The 14883-nt window shown below is 57.7% G+C and carries 14 protein-coding genes; 10 read left to right on the top strand and 4 right to left on the bottom strand.

Annotation, left to right across the window (positions count from 1 at the left end; translation table 11 throughout):
* Positions 1–54: 54 nt before the first annotated feature.
* The gene (locus tag ACR0AA_RS08135) at positions 55–1236 is read right to left on the bottom strand and encodes an ABC transporter substrate-binding protein (protein ID WP_480661803.1); all 1182 of its coding nucleotides are present in this window, start codon (positions 1234–1236) and stop codon (positions 55–57) included.
* A gap of 154 nt (positions 1237–1390) precedes the next feature.
* On the opposite strand from ACR0AA_RS08135, the gene ACR0AA_RS08130 reads away from it, so the two are divergent.
* Complete coding sequence (locus ACR0AA_RS08130; protein ID WP_480755818.1) at positions 1391–2485, top strand: PQQ-dependent sugar dehydrogenase; 1095 nt, start codon at positions 1391–1393, stop codon at positions 2483–2485.
* A 7-nt stretch (positions 2486–2492) separates the two neighbouring features.
* On the opposite strand, the gene ACR0AA_RS08125 is transcribed toward ACR0AA_RS08130, so the two are convergent.
* The gene (locus ACR0AA_RS08125; RefSeq protein WP_480661798.1) at positions 2493–3497 is read right to left on the bottom strand and encodes a GlxA family transcriptional regulator; all 1005 of its coding nucleotides are present in this window, start codon (positions 3495–3497) and stop codon (positions 2493–2495) included.
* 169 nt (positions 3498–3666) lie between these two features.
* Here ACR0AA_RS08125 and ACR0AA_RS08120 point away from each other — a divergent pair, with 169 nt between their 5' ends.
* The gene (locus ACR0AA_RS08120; protein WP_239335189.1) at positions 3667–5037 is read left to right on the top strand and encodes a class II 3-deoxy-7-phosphoheptulonate synthase; all 1371 of its coding nucleotides are present in this window, start codon (positions 3667–3669) and stop codon (positions 5035–5037) included.
* A gap of 154 nt (positions 5038–5191) precedes the next feature.
* Here the strand turns inward: ACR0AA_RS08120 and ACR0AA_RS08115 are convergent, their stop codons facing one another.
* Both ACR0AA_RS08115 and ACR0AA_RS08110 read right to left on the bottom strand, forming a co-directional pair.
* The gene (locus tag ACR0AA_RS08115; RefSeq protein ID WP_480661796.1) at positions 5192–5662 is read right to left on the bottom strand and encodes an aminoacyl-tRNA deacylase; all 471 of its coding nucleotides are present in this window, start codon (positions 5660–5662) and stop codon (positions 5192–5194) included.
* 188 nt (positions 5663–5850) lie between these two features.
* Positions 5851–6525 carry a PAS domain-containing protein gene (locus ACR0AA_RS08110; protein WP_480661794.1) on the bottom strand — a complete coding sequence of 225 codons (675 nt, stop codon included), beginning with the start codon at positions 6523–6525 and terminating at the stop codon, positions 5851–5853.
* Between the two features lie 244 nt (positions 6526–6769).
* On the opposite strand from ACR0AA_RS08110, the gene ACR0AA_RS08105 reads away from it, so the two are divergent.
* The 8 genes from ACR0AA_RS08105 to pstB all read left to right on the top strand — a co-directional run bounded on the left by ACR0AA_RS08105 (position 6770) and on the right by pstB (position 14879).
* A complete protein-coding gene (locus ACR0AA_RS08105) occupies positions 6770–7660 on the top strand; it encodes a YicC/YloC family endoribonuclease (protein ID WP_480755817.1) in 891 nt (296 codons plus the stop codon).
* Positions 7661–7676: 16 nt separating this feature from the next.
* Positions 7677–8318, top strand: a complete 642-nt coding sequence (gene gmk, locus ACR0AA_RS08100; RefSeq protein WP_480661791.1) for a guanylate kinase — start codon at positions 7677–7679, stop codon at positions 8316–8318.
* Positions 8315–8839, top strand: coding sequence for a gamma carbonic anhydrase family protein (locus tag ACR0AA_RS08095; protein ID WP_480661789.1), 525 nt, complete (start codon positions 8315–8317; stop codon positions 8837–8839). Before gmk ends, ACR0AA_RS08095 begins: the two co-directional genes overlap by 4 nt.
* Before the next feature lie 32 nt (positions 8840–8871).
* Complete coding sequence (locus tag ACR0AA_RS08090; RefSeq protein ID WP_480661787.1) at positions 8872–9918, top strand: sensor histidine kinase; 1047 nt, start codon at positions 8872–8874, stop codon at positions 9916–9918.
* 196 nt (positions 9919–10114) lie between these two features.
* A complete protein-coding gene (locus ACR0AA_RS08085; protein ID WP_480661785.1) occupies positions 10115–11155 on the top strand; it encodes a substrate-binding domain-containing protein in 1041 nt (346 codons plus the stop codon).
* Positions 11156–11238: 83 nt separating this feature from the next.
* Positions 11239–12711 carry a phosphate ABC transporter permease subunit PstC gene (pstC, locus tag ACR0AA_RS08080; protein WP_480661783.1) on the top strand — a complete coding sequence of 491 codons (1473 nt, stop codon included), beginning with the start codon at positions 11239–11241 and terminating at the stop codon, positions 12709–12711.
* Entirely contained in the window at positions 12708–14069 is a 1362-nt protein-coding gene (gene pstA / locus ACR0AA_RS08075; RefSeq protein WP_480661781.1) for a phosphate ABC transporter permease PstA, read from the top strand. Before pstC ends, pstA begins: the two co-directional genes overlap by 4 nt.
* Before the next feature lie 12 nt (positions 14070–14081).
* Positions 14082–14879, top strand: a complete 798-nt coding sequence (gene pstB / locus ACR0AA_RS08070; RefSeq protein ID WP_239335200.1) for a phosphate ABC transporter ATP-binding protein PstB — start codon at positions 14082–14084, stop codon at positions 14877–14879.
* Positions 14880–14883 lie beyond the last annotated feature (4 nt).

Genomic DNA, 14883 nt, shown 5'->3' with positions numbered 1-14883 from the left:
AACAGCCCGGACACAAGGCCCGGGCTGTTTGATTTTATGACGTTTGATACAGGATCAACGGAAGTTGACGGTTTCGTTCTTGCCGTCGGTCACTTCGATCTCGCGGTACGAACCCGCGCTTTCACCGGGGCCGATCAACTCAACGCCCGATGCGCCGACATAGTCGATGTCCTGACCCGCAGCCAGCAATTCCAGACCTTTAGCCAGTTCGCCCGGATAGATTTTCTCACCCGGAGCGTTGGCAACGTCCATGATTTTGGCGCCGTAGTCAGCAGGGTTGGTCGAACCTGCGGCCTGCATGGCCAGCATGAACAGAGCCGCGGCGTCATAGGATTCAGGCGAATAGGGCGACGATCCGTCAAAGCCTGCAGCCTCGGCCATGGCAAAGTACTTTTCAGCACCTTCACCGCCCGAACCGGCGATCTGACCGAACGAGCCGTTCAGGTCGGGGCCGACGTTTGAAGGCAGCGAGTCACCGATCATACCACCCGGCAGACCGAATGTGTCGAACGCACCGCTGTCCAGCGAGGACTGGATGATGCCCAGACCACCCTGGTCCAGATAACCTGCTACGACCAGAATGTCGCCACCGGCGGATGCCAGCGCGCCGACTTCAGCCGAATAGTCGGCTTTGCCGTCTTCGTGCGCGGCAACGATGGTGACTTCACCGCCGGCTGCTTCGAACGAGGACTGGATCGCGTCTGCCAGACCCTTGCCGTAGTCGTTGTTGGTGTAAGTCAGAGCGATCGAGTTGATGCCGCGGTCCTTCAGGATGTCGGCCATCACTTCGCCTTCACGCGCATCCGACGGAGCGGTGCGGAAGAACAGACCGTTGTCTTCCATGGTCGACAGGCCGGGCGAAGTCGCCGACGGCGAGATCATGACCATGCCGTTCGGAATCGCAACGTTCTGCAGGATCGCGCCGGTCACGCCCGAGCAGTCGCCGCCGATGATTCCGGCAACGCCGTCAGCAATCATGCGTTCGCCGTTCGAAGTCGCCAAACCATTGTCGATGCAGCCGGTGTCAGCGCGCGATGCAGTGACAGTCGAGCCATCCAGCAGTTTGCCGGATTCGGTGACTTCGGCCATCGCCAGTTCTGCGCCCGAACCCATGGCAGGTGCCAGCGATTCAATCGGGCCGGTGAACCCGAACAGAACGCCCAGAGTTACGTCTTCGGCCAGTGCCGGACCGGCCAGCAGAGCGGATGCTGCAGTTGCTGTAAGCAGCTTTTTCATATGGTTACTCCCTAATTGGAACGTATTCGTTCTGCGCACGACCCTAGGCAAGCTGTCTGGAAAAGAAAAGTCCTAACGCAAATGTGTTTTTGTCGGACATAATCCTATTTGTTTTGATGTGTTTGTCGCAGAATTCCGGAACTGGAGATTTATGATGATTAGGGCTGTTGCGATTCTGGTCCTGTCGGTTTTGGCCGCTCCCATCAATGCCGATGTCCTGCAAACCTCAGCCGGTGCGGTGCGTGTCACGTCGATGGTCGAGGGGTTGGATACGCCCTGGGCCATCGGGCTATTGCCTGACGGCGGTATCCTTGTGACCGAACGGGACGGGGAGCTTTTGCTTGTGTCGCAGGGAAACGCCAAACGCGTCGGCGGTGTGCCCAAAGTGGCGGCAAACGGGCAGGGCGGATTGCTGGACATTACTGTCGCCCTGGATTTTGCGCGAACCCGCGAAGTCTTTCTGACCTTTTCAAAGCCCCAAAGAGGCGGGGCTGGCACGGCTGTAGCCGTGGCACGCCTGTCGGAAAATGGGGACCGGCTGAACAACGTACGCGTTATTTTCGAAGCCGTTCCGGGCGGATCTACTGGTCGGCACTTTGGTTCGCGGGTCGTCGAGGCGCAGGACGGGACGCTTTTTGTCACAATTGGCGACCGCGGGGATCGTCCGACCGCGCAGGACAGGTCCAACCACATGGGGACGGTCATTCGCCTAAACCGGGACGGAACGGTGCCCGCTGACAACCCTTTCGTCGGTAAGTCGGGTATTCGGCCCGAAATCTGGTCATATGGACATCGGAACGCGCAAGGCGCAGGGCTGGACGGTCAGGGCCGCTTGTGGATCTCGGAACATGGTGCTCAGGGCGGCGACGAGGTGAATCTGATCCGTCCGGGCCGGAATTACGGCTGGCCGGTGATTTCTTACGGCGTGCACTATTCAGGACAAAAGATAGGCGAGGGCACTTCAAAACCGGGAATGGAGCAGCCAGAGCATTACTGGGATCCCTCCATCGCTCCGTCCGGGCTGATGGTTTACTCTGGTAAGCTGTGGCCGGAATGGAGAGGTGACATCTTCGTCGGTTCCCTCAAATTCGACTATATCGCACGGCTTGAAGGGGCGCCCCTGCGCGAGGTTGAACAGATCAAGGGCCCCGAAACCGAGCGTGTGCGCGACATCGTCGAAGCCGCTGACGGGTCGATCTGGTTTATTTCCGTGGGACAGGGGGCCATCTATCGCATGACCCCCGGATAGGCGCGGATCAGACCGAAAGCCGCCCGCTTTGCGCACCACGCTCTCGGTAGGGCGTGGTGTTGTAATGTGCCCGGTAGCATTTCGAGAAATGACTCGGCGAGGCAAATCCGCAGGCCAGCGCGACGTTGATAACGCTCATATCCGTTTGCATCAGCAGGTTACGCGCTTTGTGCAGTCGCAGTTCCATGTAGTAGCGCTTGGGCGAGCGGCTGAGGTATCGGCGGAACAAACGTTCCAGCTGTCGCGTGGACATACCGACATCCTTGGCCAAAATCGAAGGCGAGATCGGCTCTTCGATATTCTTTTCCATCATCAGGATAACCTGGCTCAGTTTTGGATGCCGCACGCCGATCCGTGTTGGCGTCGACAGGCGCTGCGTATCCTGATCGGTGCGGATCGATGAATAGATCATCTGATCCGCCACCGCATTCGCCAAATCCTCACCAAAGTCGTCGGCAATGATCTTGAGCATCAGGTCAATTGAGGACGTTCCGCCTGCCGTCGTCATCCGGTTGCCGTCGATCTGGAAGACGGATTTTGTCAGTTCGACCTCATCGAATTCCTCGATGAAACTGTCCGAGTTTTCCCAGTGAATTGTGGCGCGCTTGCCGTCGAGCAACCCGGCTTTGGCCAAGGTATAAGCCGCTGTACACAATCCGCCGATGCGCAGTCCGCGACGCGCCTCTCGGCGGACCCAGTTCAGGATTTTCTTGGTTGTCGCCAATTGTACGTCTACGCCGCCGCAGATCAACACAACGTCGTCGCGCTGCAATTCGATGAGGTCGGCATCCAGGCTGAATGTGGTCCCGGCAGAACAACTGACCATCTCACCACCTTCGCCAGCCAGCGTCCATGTATAGAGCTCTTTGTCCGCCATCCGGTTGGCAATGCGAAGACTGTCCAATGCAGATGCAAAAGACAGCAAAGAGAACTTGTCCAGGAGGACAAAGACGAAATGGCGAGGATTGGCCTCAGTGCCGTCCACTGTGACAACTTGGCGTTGCTCTTGCATGGCTTGGTGTCCTTGATTCGGCGCCGTGTTACGTGGCGTCCGGCGTCAGTATTATCAGCCACCATGACCAAAGCTTGTTTCCGACGTCAAGGGGCGCAAAAGGGATATGGTCAGTCTTCATTGCATTTTGTATAGAGACCACCTGACTACTTCAGCGGAGATCAAAGCTATGACCGAATGGCAAAAAACGAACTGGCGCAATAAGCCCCGGGTTCAGATGCCAGAGTATACCGACGCGGCCGCATTGGCCAAAGTCGAGGCTCAGCTTTCACAGTATCCGCCGCTGGTCTTTGCAGGCGAAGCACGGCGTCTCAAGCAACATCTTGGTGCCGCCGGTCGCGGCGAGGCCTTCCTGTTGCAGGGCGGGGATTGTGCTGAAAGCTTTGAACAATTCAGCGCGGACGCGATCCGCGACACCTTCAAGGTGATGCTGCAGATGGCGATGGTTCTGACCTATGGCGCCAAGGTGCCTGTGGTCAAAGTGGGCCGCATGGCGGGCCAGTTTGCCAAACCGCGCAGCGCGCCGACAGAGGTTGTGGATGGCGTGGAGCTGCCCAGCTACCGCGGTGACATCATTAACGAACTGGCGTTCACGCCAGAAGCGCGCATTCCGAATCCCGGAAAGATGCTGCAGGCCTATACTCAGGCAGCGGCCACGTTGAACCTGTTGCGCGCCTTCTCGACCGGTGGTTTCGCCGATATGAGTATGGTGCATTCGTGGACCCTGGGCTTTACCGATGAGCAGGATGTTCAGAAGTACTCGGAAATTGCCGACCGTATTCAGGACACGATCGACTTCATGAATGCTGCTGGCATCACGGCCGATACCACGCATGAGTTCTCGACCGTGGAGTTCTACACCAGCCACGAGAGCCTGCTTCTGGAATATGAAGAGGCGCTGACCCGTCTTGATTCGACCTCCGGCAACTGGTTGGCTGGCTCGGGTCACATGATCTGGATCGGCGACCGTACGCGTCAGCCGGACGGCGCACATGTCGAATTCTGCAGCGGCGTGCTGAACCCAATCGGCCTGAAATGTGGTCCGACCACGACCGCCGAAGACTTAAAGGTTCTGATGGCCAAGCTGAACCCGGAAAACGAAGAGGGTCGCCTGACCCTGATCGCACGGTTCGGTGCAGGCAAAGCAGGTGAGCATCTGCCGCGTCTGGTCAAGGCTGTGAAGGAAGAAGGCGCAAAAGTCACTTGGGTCTGCGATCCAATGCATGGCAACACGATCAAGTCGGCGACCGGGTACAAAACCCGTCCGTTCGACTCGGTCCTGCGCGAGGTGCGCGATTTCTTCGGTGTACATCAGGCCGAGGGCACCGTTCCCGGTGGCGTGCATTTCGAGATGACCGGTCTGGACGTCACCGAGTGCACCGGCGGTGTGCGCGCCGTGACCGAAGAAGACCTGTCGGATCGCTACCACACAGCCTGCGACCCGCGTCTGAACGCCTCGCAGTCGCTGGAGCTGGCCTTCCTGGTTGCGGAAGAACTGACCAACCTGCGCCGTGATCGCAACAAGCGCGCGGCCAGCTGATATCAGTTGAAGAGGATTGGCAGGGTGCATGGTAACGCAGCCTGTCCGGTGAGATGCAAAAACCACGAAGACCTGTCGCGATAATCGCGGCAGGTCTTTGATTTTGTAGTGTATTGCCCACTCAATAGTGTCCAACGGCAATCTGTAATGTCTGTTAGTGCATACAGCAGAACGCGCCGTGTTTTACATCCTTCATCATCGTGTCAAAATCCTCGCCGCGCATCTCAATCAGAGTTTTGTGATCTCCCGCCTCAAACCAGATTTTATCAAGCCCGGTTAGGCTGTTATCAACGACGGTCGGAACATCATAAGCATCACCTACCGGAGGGACTGCTCCGAGGGCGCAATCATCAAACAGATCGCGCATTTCAGATTCCGGTGCCAAACCAAGGCGGCGGTTCATCATTGATTGCAAGGCGGTCAGATCGACCTGATGATTGCTGGGCAGAACAGCCAGCATCGGTCCTTCTTCCATATGAATGAGAACGGATTTGGCCAGGTGATCGCCGGGGACATGCGCCGCTTCGGCGCATTCGCTGGCAGTTGCCGCATATGGGTGCGTGATAGTGTCAAAAGGAAGCCCTTGGGCGTCCAGATGGTGTTTCAAGCGAGTTGCAATAGTCATGGTGCCCTCCGTGTCATCGAAGGCGTCCCGGCCGCAGAACCTGCCACGGTGCGCGCCCAGGGCGCGAATTGGTATGTGAGTTTACATTTTGCGCCTGTTGCGCGGCTCGGGCAAGGGGGTAGGGTCCCTGGCGCAACAAAATACGTTTGGTAGGGTCCGCCATCGGAAAGGCCGGTTTTTTTCGGCTTTCAATCCTTGCGGGACACGACCAGCCGCAGATGCGACCCAGGTCGTTTGAATTGCCTTTGCTCTTCCGCAAAACCGGCTTCAACGGGTTGGGGCTGCGGTTTCGGCACCTGCACGTCCGAAACGGGACGTAAGTTGATATCCGAAATAGTGAACCGCCGGGGCGTAGCGCCAATTGTGCCGTCGCTGACCATGACGCCCAGGATCCGGCTGACATCGCCCAGGTCGCTTTTTAGCGGCAGCAGGATCATTCGCGCCTGCAGTTGAACGCGGCCAAGTTTGCCCGACGATTCAAGGCTCAGGTTTGCGATCGCTGGCTGGGCGAAGACCTGCTCTAGAACGTTCTTGACCTGATCGCGCACTGCGGGTTCGAAAAAGGCGGTCAGGGGCATGCCGCGAACTTCCATTCCGGCAAGTTTGTTCAAATGGCTGCCTGCCAGACGAAACCTTGCCAGACCAGGGGCGATGCGTTCCAGAACAAACGTGTATTCCAGAATGTTCTCAAGCCCGCGCGGGTCGATTTGCGAACGCATGGGAACGTCGTCACCTGACAAGAGCGCCGTCCAATACGCCTCGGCCTGTCGGATGGGCGAGAGGCTGCGCCCGCTGTCAAAACGATCCATAGCGACGATCTTTCCAAAACTTGACCCGGAACCGTTCCCGAAAAAGGTTTTCATTTTCATCACCCTGGCGTCTATCGACCGTCATTTTCATAAAATGCGAAATACCGGGGACTTCTTTCAGAGACCAGCCTTCGCAATGGTAAGATAGACGCGGGTTGATTCAATTTTGGAGCAAATCTTTAACGAATGGTTAATGACTGGCGCACAAAGGCAGAGTCAGCAAACACTTGCCCTGTGTCCATTGTTGGCATTAGGTGCGCTCAGCAAACGGGATCGGGCAGCTTTAGGAAGGGCAGGCATGATAAAATCCATGACCGGATTCGCCTCGGGTAAAGGGGCGTTTGGACCTCATAGCTGGACGTGGGAGTTGCGTAGCGTGAACGGCAAAGGGCTGGACATGCGTCTGCGTGTGCCCGAGTGGCTTACCGGGCTTGAGGCCGCGTTGCGGGCCGACATGTCGAAACAGCTGAGCCGAGGCAATGTCACGCTGTCCTTACGTCTGAGCCGCGATGAATCCGAACCAGACATGGTGTTGAATGAGGTGGCGATGGGCGCGGTTCTGGACGCCGTGGCGCGGACGCAAGAGATGGCCGCTGCGCGGGAGGTATCCCTGGCCCCATCCACAGCCGCTGATCTGATTTCCCTAAAGGGGATGATGGACGCAGGCAGTGACGTGGATGATCCGGCACCGCTGGTCGCGCACCTGACCTCAGAATTTGCCGGGTTGTTGTCCGATTTCATCGAGATGCGTCAAACCGAGGGGCGCGCGCTTGCCGCCGTTCTGGATGAGCAGCTTGATCAGGTCGCCACGCTGACCGCTCAGGCGGCAAAGTTGGCAGAACAGCGCAAGGACAAGATGGCCGAAGCGTTGCGCGATAACTTGGCGCGTGTGCTGGACAACGCCCAAGGGGCTGACCCCGACCGCGTCGCGCAAGAACTGGCGCTAATTGCTGTCAAAGCGGATATCACCGAAGAGATCGACCGCTTGAAGGCGCATGTTGTGGCCGCGCGGGATCTGTTGGCGCAAGGCGCACCGGTCGGGCGCAAGCTGGATTTCCTGATGCAGGAGTTCAACCGCGAGGCCAATACGCTGTGTTCGAAAGCACAAAGCGCCGACCTGACGGCGGTTGGTCTTGAGTTGAAGGCCGTAATAGATCAGATGCGCGAGCAAGTGCAGAACGTGGAATAACGACAGGAGCGCCCAAATGGCGGATCGACGCGGCCTACTAATCATTCTGTCCTCACCTTCGGGGGCCGGTAAATCGACCTTGGCCAAGCGGCTGATGCAGTGGGATTCGGAACTTGAGTTCTCGGTCTCGGCCACCACGCGGGCACCGCGTCCCGGCGAAGAACATGGGCGCGAATACTACTTCCTGAGTGAAGATGCGTTCCGCCAGCAGGTGTCCGAAGGACAGATGTTGGAACACGCACATGTGTTCGGCAATTTCTACGGCTCTCCTGCAGGGCCTGTTCGCGACTCGATTAATACTGGCAAGGACGTTCTGTTTGACGTGGACTGGCAGGGTGAGGTGCAAATCCGCAACTCAGACCTGGGTAAGCACGCCCTGTCGATCTTTATCCTTCCGCCGTCTATCCCCGAACTGCGCCGCAGGCTCGAAAGCCGCGGACAGGACAGCGAAGACGTGATCGCCAAGCGGATGCTGAAAAGCTGGGATGAGATCAGCCACTGGGGCTATTACGACTACGTGTTGATCAATGATGATCTGGACGCCACCGAGGAAAAGCTGAAAACCATCGTCAGCGCCGAGCGTATGCGCCGGATCCAGCAACCTAAACTGCAGAACCACGTCCGCACGCTGCAAAACGAATTCGAAGGTTTGTCATGACGATTTACGCTCTGGGCAATCACACACCGCAAATCCACGAAGACACATGGGTTGCACCGGACGCCAACCTGATCGGGAAAGTCGTGCTGGAGCAGGGGGCCTCGGTCTGGTTCGGCTGCACGATACGCGCAGATCACGAAGAGATCCGTGTGGGCGAGGGCAGCAATGTTCAGGAAAACTGCGTCATGCATATCGACGCCGGATACCCTCTGACCATTGGCAAGAATTGCACCATTGGTCACAAGGTCATGCTGCACGGCTGTACAATCGGCGAGAACACACTGATCGGGATGGGCGCGATTGTTCTGAACGGGGCGAAGATCGGGAAAAACTGCCTGATCGGTGCCGGGGCGCTGATTACCGAAGGCAAAGAGATCCCTGATAATTCTCTGGTCATGGGCTCTCCGGGTAAGATCGTGCGGGAGTTAGACGAGGCGGCGGCGAAAAAAATCACGCTCAGCGCGTTGCACTATCAACAGAACATGCGCGCGTTCAGGGATATGTTGAAACTCGTGCCTTAGCGCGATCCCAACTGGTTCAAGAGAATTCAGACATGCCAAACGACCTGCTTGCTGAAATCGTGTCGGCCATCCCGATGCCTGCCCTCATGGTGGATCAAACCGAACGCATCATCGCCGCCAATACCGATGCCCGGACAATGCTGGGACAGAATATCGAAGGTCGGCATTTCGCGACGATCCTCCGGCAGCCTCAGGTCATCGACGCGATGGAACAAAGCCTGCGCAGCAAAGGGCCGGCCAAAACCCGGCACCTCGGCAATGATGGGGCTCAGGATACCACGTTCGAAGTTCAGTGCCGTTACATGAACGGCGTGGGTGCCGTGGATGGCGGCGCAGTCATGGCGGTGTTTCAGGACATAACGCATCTGGAACAGGCCGGGCAGATGAGGCGCGATTTCGTGGCGAATGTCAGTCATGAATTGCGCACGCCATTGACGGCTCTCATGGGATTCATTGAAACCCTGCGAGGCCCCGCGCGCGATGATGAGGCCGCGAGAGACCGGTTTCTTCAGATCATGACCGACGAGGCCAATCGCATGAATCGGCTGGTGGGCGATTTGCTGTCGCTGAACCGCGTTGAAAGCGAAGAACGCGTCAGGCCCAAAGAGCAGCTTGAACTGACCGGGTTGTTGCAATCGACTTTGACTTCGCTGCGACCTCTGGCCGAGAAGGCAGGTGTGGACCTTACGCTTGATGCGTCATGCGGGCCGATCACGTTGACCGGTGATAGCGATCAACTGCGTCAGGTCTTCACCAATCTGATCGAGAACGCGATCAAATACGGCGGCAGTGGAGGAGTTGTGGACGTGCGCGTCGTGTCATCCGAACGGGACACTGCCATGCGCGGCCCGGCGGTTCGGGTTCAGATCGCTGACAAAGGGCCGGGAATCGACGCCGTTCATCTGCCGCGCCTGACCGAGAGATTCTATCGGGCAGATAGCCACCGATCTCGGGAACTGGGTGGTACGGGGCTGGGCCTTGCAATCGTAAAACACATCGTGAACCGCCACAGGGGCCGCTTGCGTGTCGAAAGTGATCTGGGCAAAGGCTCTGTTTTTACGGTGATATTGCCGCGGTGACCGCGGACGTTTCGCCTGGAAACAATTCTCGGTGCTGACCCCCTACGCCTCGTCAAGTTAAGAAATACTAAGTAATTTGTGACTTGTCATAAAACCGTTACGTACTTGTCACAAAAGGCTTACCGACGCCTCTTAGGGGTTCGCCCCAAGATCATCATGGGGGTGATCAGAATTTACCTTTCTCAAGGAGACTGAAATGTCCTTTGTAAAACTGTCGGCTTCGGCGCTTACCATTGCTGCTGTATCGGCCACCGCGGCCGCTGCTCGTGACCAGGTTCAGGTTGCTGGTTCGTCAACCGTGCTGCCTTACGCTTCGATCGTTGCAGAAGCCTTCGGTGAAAACTTTGACTTCCCGACGCCGGTTGTTGAATCGGGCGGTTCGTCGGCCGGTCTGAAGCGTTTCTGTGAAGGTGTTGGCGAAAACACCATCGACGTTGCGAACGCATCGCGCCAGATCCGTGAAAAAGAAATCAAAGCCTGTGCTGAAAACGGCGTTACCGACATCATCGAAGTTCAGATCGGTTATGACGGCATCGTTTTCGCATCCGACATCAACGGCAACTCGTTCGAATTCACACCGGAAGACTGGTACAAAGCCCTGTCCGCTCAGATCGTTGTTGATGGTGAACTGGTCGACAACCCGAACAAAACCTGGGCCGACGTCAACCCCGCGTTCCCGGCGCAGCCGATCGCAGCTTTCATCCCGGGCACCAAGCACGGTACCCGTGAAGTGTTCGAAGACAAGGTGATCCTAGCCGGTTGTGAGCACCTGGGCGACTTCGACGTCTACAAAGCTGCCAACGGCGACGACAAGAAAGCTGCCGAAAAAGCCTGTATCGCTCTGCGTACCGATGGCGTTTCGGTCGACATCGACGGCGACTACACCGAAACTCTGGCCCGTATCGACAGCAACAAGGACGGCATCGGCGTCTTTGGTTTGGCGTTCTACGAGAACAACACCGACAAGCTGCAGGTTGCGACCATGTCCGGCATCGTTCCGTCGACCGAGTCGATCGCATCCGGTGAATATCCGGTTTCCCGCCCGCTGTTCTTTTACGTGAAGAAAGCCCACATCGGCGTGATCCCAGGCCTGAAAGAATATGCTGAGTTCTTCGTCGCCGACGAGATCGCTGGCCCCGACGGCCCGCTGGCAGAATACGGCCTGGTATCCGACCCTGAACTGGTCAAGGTACAGGAAGCTGTTGCCAACGAAACCGTACTGGGCGGCGGTTCCTAATCACCCTTGCTAACCGAACCGGGGCGTTTTATGCGCGCCCCGGTTCTTTTTGACTCCATCTCTGCCATCCCCACGGAGTTCTCATGGCGTTATCCTGGCTGTTGCTTATCCTGCTTGCGCTGGCAGTGATCGGATACTTTGCGGGTCGGTCCCGCGCATTGGCAAGCGCGGGAGGAGACGCCCGCGATTTGCATTCTCTGCCATCTTACTACGGCTACAACGTTGCGCTGACGGCTCTGGTTCCCGCAGTTGGGGTGCTGATCGTCTGGCTTCTTGCCCAACCGATGATCGTGAACAGCACGGTATCCGGACTTATTCCCGATCAAGCGATCCCCGAAGGGTCTGATCGCGGTCTGATCATGAGCGAGGTGCGCCGTGTCGCCTATGGCCTGGACGGCGCCGTTGCCAGTGGTGCAATGACCGAAGCTCAGGCTCAGGATGGCAGCGCTGATATCGAAATCCTGACCAAAACGCTGAAAGATGCAGGGCAGGTTCTGACGCAGGACATAACACAGCCCATTCTGGTGGCGGCGCAGAAATTCCGCAGCATGACATCGACCGGGACCGTCGCGATGCAAGTCGTCGTACTAGCTCTGGCGTTGCTTGGTGCGGCTTTTGCTTATGTGCGCACGCACAAGGAATTCCGGGCCCGCAACGTGGTCGAGCAGGGCGTTCTGGCGCTGTTACTGTTGGCCGCGTCAATCGCGATCCTGACGACGGTCGGAATCGTTCTGTCGATGCTTTTTGAGACCATGAACTTCTTCCAGCTGCACTCTTGGAAGGATTTCTTCTTCGGCAGCACCTGGGCCCCGAACTTCCGCGGCGGCAGCGAGCTGTCGATCCTGCCGCTGTTGTGGGGAACCTTGTATATTTCGCTGATCGCATTGCTGGTAGCCGTGCCGATTGGCCTGTTTGCTGCGATTTACCTGTCTGAGTATGCCTCGGGCGCGACACGCTCCATCGCCAAGCCTCTGCTTGAAATCCTCGCCGGTATCCCGACCATCGTTTATGGTCTGTTCGCTTTGCTGACCGTTGGTCCGGCGCTTGTTTCGATGTTTGGCCAGGGCGGCACACTGGGTGTGGGCTGGATGGCCAGTTCCAACGCGGTTCTGACCGCCGGGCTGGTGATGGGTATCATGCTGATCCCGTTTGTCTCGTCGCTGTCGGATGACATCATCAACGCAGTACCGCAATCCATGCGCGACGGCTCGCTTGGCCTTGGTGCAACACATTCGGAAACCGTGCGCAACGTGATCCTGCCCGCTGCGCTGCCGGGCATCGTCGGGGCTGTTCTGCTGGCCGCCAGCCGCGCCATCGGTGAAACAATGATCGTTGTGATGGCCGCCGGTGCGATCGCCAAGTTTTCGGGCAACCCGTTCGAGGCGATGACGACCATCACCACGCGGATCGTCAGCCAGTTGACCGGAGACACCGACTTTGCCAGCCCCGAAACGCTGGTGGCGTTTGCGCTAGGTTTGACCCTGTTCATCATCACGCTGGGGCTGAATATCTTCGCCCTCTACATCGTACGCAAATACCGGGAGCAGTACGAATGACCGATATTTCCCAAACACCTGGCGCTGCTCCGACCGCGAAACCCAAGGGTGGTTCGCTGTTCGAAAAGGACGCGCGCACCAAGCGGCGCAATGCGGCTGAAAGCCGGTTCAAGATGTACGGCATCGCCGCAATCGGTATCGGGCTGCTGATGCTGGTCGTTCTGGTGACGAACATCGTGACCGCCGGTACCGGGGCCTTTCAGCAAACCTATCTTGAGCTGGATGTCGACCTGAAGGCAGACAAGCTGGACAAGAAGGGCAACCGCAATATCGAGGATATCAAGAAGGTTTCGACCTTTGGTTATGCGCCTCTGATCGCGTCTGCGCTGGAATCCGAAGTTGCAAAACTTGGTATTCAGACCGATTTGTCGGCCAAGGACATGGGCAAGATCCTGTCCAAGGCGGCACAGGCCGAATTGCGGAACTACGTCATCGCCAACCCTGATGAGATCGGTAACACGGTCAGCTTCCGCTTTCTCACCAACAGCCGCGTCGATGGATACATGAAAGGTCGCGTAACCCGCGACTCGATTGCCAATGATAAGAGCATCTCGGTCGAACAACTTGATTTTGTTGACCAGTTGCGCAACGCCGGTGTTCTGTACAAGGCGTTCAACCCCGACTTTATCCTTGGTGCTGATGCCTCTGACCAACGGCCCGAGGCTGCAGGTATCGGTGTGTCCATGCTGGGTTCTCTGTTCATGATGTTTGTGGTGCTGGCGCTGGCCTTGCCGATTGGCGTAGCAGCCTCGATTTACCTCGAGGAATTCGCACCGCAGAACCGACTGACCGACATCATCGAGGTCAACATCTCGAACCTAGCTGCCGTTCCATCCATTGTTTTTGGTATTCTGGGTTTGGCCGTCTTCATCAACTACATGCACCTGCCGACATCCGCACCGCTGGTGGGCGGTCTGGTGCTGACGCTGATGACCTTGCCGACGATCATTATCTCGACCCGCGCGTCGCTTAAGGCGGTCCCACCGTCGATCCGCGATGCGGCGCTTGGGGTAGGGGCCTCGAAAATGCAGGCCGTATTCCACCACGTTTTACCGCTGGCCGCACCCGGCATCCTGACCGGCACCATCATTGGTTTGGCGCAGGCATTGGGCGAAACTGCTCCGCTGTTGCTGATCGGGATGGTTGGATTCATTGCCTCGAACCCGCCCGACGGGATCGTCGCGGGCTTCCTGTCCCCGAACTCGGCCATGCCGGCGCAGATCTACGAATGGTCCAAGCGCGCCGATCCGGCCTTTTACGAACGCGCATGGGGGGGCATCATCATTCTGTTGATCTTCCTTGTCACAATGAACACGATTGCGGTCATCCTGCGCCGCCGCTTCGAACGCCGCTGGTAAGTGGAGGCTATAATGAACGATATGACACGAGTGGAGAGAACCGTGGACTCCAAAGCTATCAAGATTGCCGCAAAAAAGGTTCAGGTCTATTACGGTGAGACGCACGCCATCAAAGACGTGGACGTCGAGATTGAAGACAAAACCGTAACGGCCTTCATCGGCCCGTCCGGCTGCGGCAAGTCCACTTTCCTGCGCTGCTTGAACCGGATGAACGACACGATCGACATCTGCCGCGTCAAGGGCGATATCCTGCTGGATGGCGAGGACATCTATGACAAGCGGGTCGACCCGGTGCAGCTGCGCGCCAAGGTTGGAATGGTTTTCCAAAAGCCGAACCCGTTCCCCAAGTCGATCTATGACAATGTCGCATATGGCCCACGCATCCACGGCCTTGCCAAGAACAAAGCCGAATTGGATGAAATCGTTGAAAAATCCCTGCGCCGAGGCGCCATCTGGGATGAGGTCAAGGACCGTCTGGACGCCCCGGGCACAGGTCTTTCGGGCGGTCAGCAACAGCGTCTGTGCATCGCGCGGGCGATTGCAACCGCACCCGAGGTCCTGTTGATGGACGAGCCGTGCTCGGCCCTGGATCCGATTGCGACGGCTCAGGTCGAGGAACTGATCGACGAACTGCGCTCACGCTATTCGGTGGTGATCGTGACCCACTCGATGCAGCAGGCCGCACGGGTCAGCCAGAAGACGGCGTTCTTCCACTTGGGCAACTTGGTCGAGTTTGGCGAAACGGGGCAGATCTTTACCAACCCCGAAGATCCCCGCACGGAAAGCTACATTACCGGCCGTATCGGCTGAGGAC

Source organism: Ruegeria sp. CE8, assembly GCF_056537465.1.
Note: the sequence above shows the minus strand (reverse complement) of the source record. Positions and strands in the feature narration are given on the sequence as shown.

Excerpts from the sequence above, each read along its gene's own strand:
- ACR0AA_RS08105 (WP_480755817.1), top strand. The coding sequence starts at position 6,770 with ATGATAAAATCCATGACCGGATTCGCCTCGGGTAAAGGGGCGTTTGGA.
- gmk (WP_480661791.1), top strand. The coding sequence starts at position 7,677 with ATGGCGGATCGACGCGGCCTACTAATCATTCTGTCCTCACCTTCGGGG.
- pstA (WP_480661781.1), top strand. The coding sequence starts at position 12,708 with ATGACCGATATTTCCCAAACACCTGGCGCTGCTCCGACCGCGAAACCC.
- ACR0AA_RS08115 (WP_480661796.1), bottom strand. The coding sequence starts at position 5,662 with ATGACTATTGCAACTCGCTTGAAACACCATCTGGACGCCCAAGGGCTT.
- ACR0AA_RS08135 (WP_480661803.1), bottom strand. The coding sequence starts at position 1,236 with ATGAAAAAGCTGCTTACAGCAACTGCAGCATCCGCTCTGCTGGCCGGT.
- ACR0AA_RS08090 (WP_480661787.1), top strand. The coding sequence starts at position 8,872 with ATGCCAAACGACCTGCTTGCTGAAATCGTGTCGGCCATCCCGATGCCT.
- ACR0AA_RS08120 (WP_239335189.1), top strand. The coding sequence starts at position 3,667 with ATGACCGAATGGCAAAAAACGAACTGGCGCAATAAGCCCCGGGTTCAG.
- pstC (WP_480661783.1), top strand. The coding sequence starts at position 11,239 with ATGGCGTTATCCTGGCTGTTGCTTATCCTGCTTGCGCTGGCAGTGATC.
- ACR0AA_RS08130 (WP_480755818.1), top strand. The coding sequence starts at position 1,391 with ATGATTAGGGCTGTTGCGATTCTGGTCCTGTCGGTTTTGGCCGCTCCC.
- ACR0AA_RS08095 (WP_480661789.1), top strand. The coding sequence starts at position 8,315 with ATGACGATTTACGCTCTGGGCAATCACACACCGCAAATCCACGAAGAC.
- pstB (WP_239335200.1), top strand. The coding sequence starts at position 14,082 with ATGAACGATATGACACGAGTGGAGAGAACCGTGGACTCCAAAGCTATC.
- ACR0AA_RS08085 (WP_480661785.1), top strand. The coding sequence starts at position 10,115 with ATGTCCTTTGTAAAACTGTCGGCTTCGGCGCTTACCATTGCTGCTGTA.
- ACR0AA_RS08110 (WP_480661794.1), bottom strand. The coding sequence starts at position 6,525 with ATGAAAACCTTTTTCGGGAACGGTTCCGGGTCAAGTTTTGGAAAGATC.
- ACR0AA_RS08125 (WP_480661798.1), bottom strand. The coding sequence starts at position 3,497 with ATGCAAGAGCAACGCCAAGTTGTCACAGTGGACGGCACTGAGGCCAAT.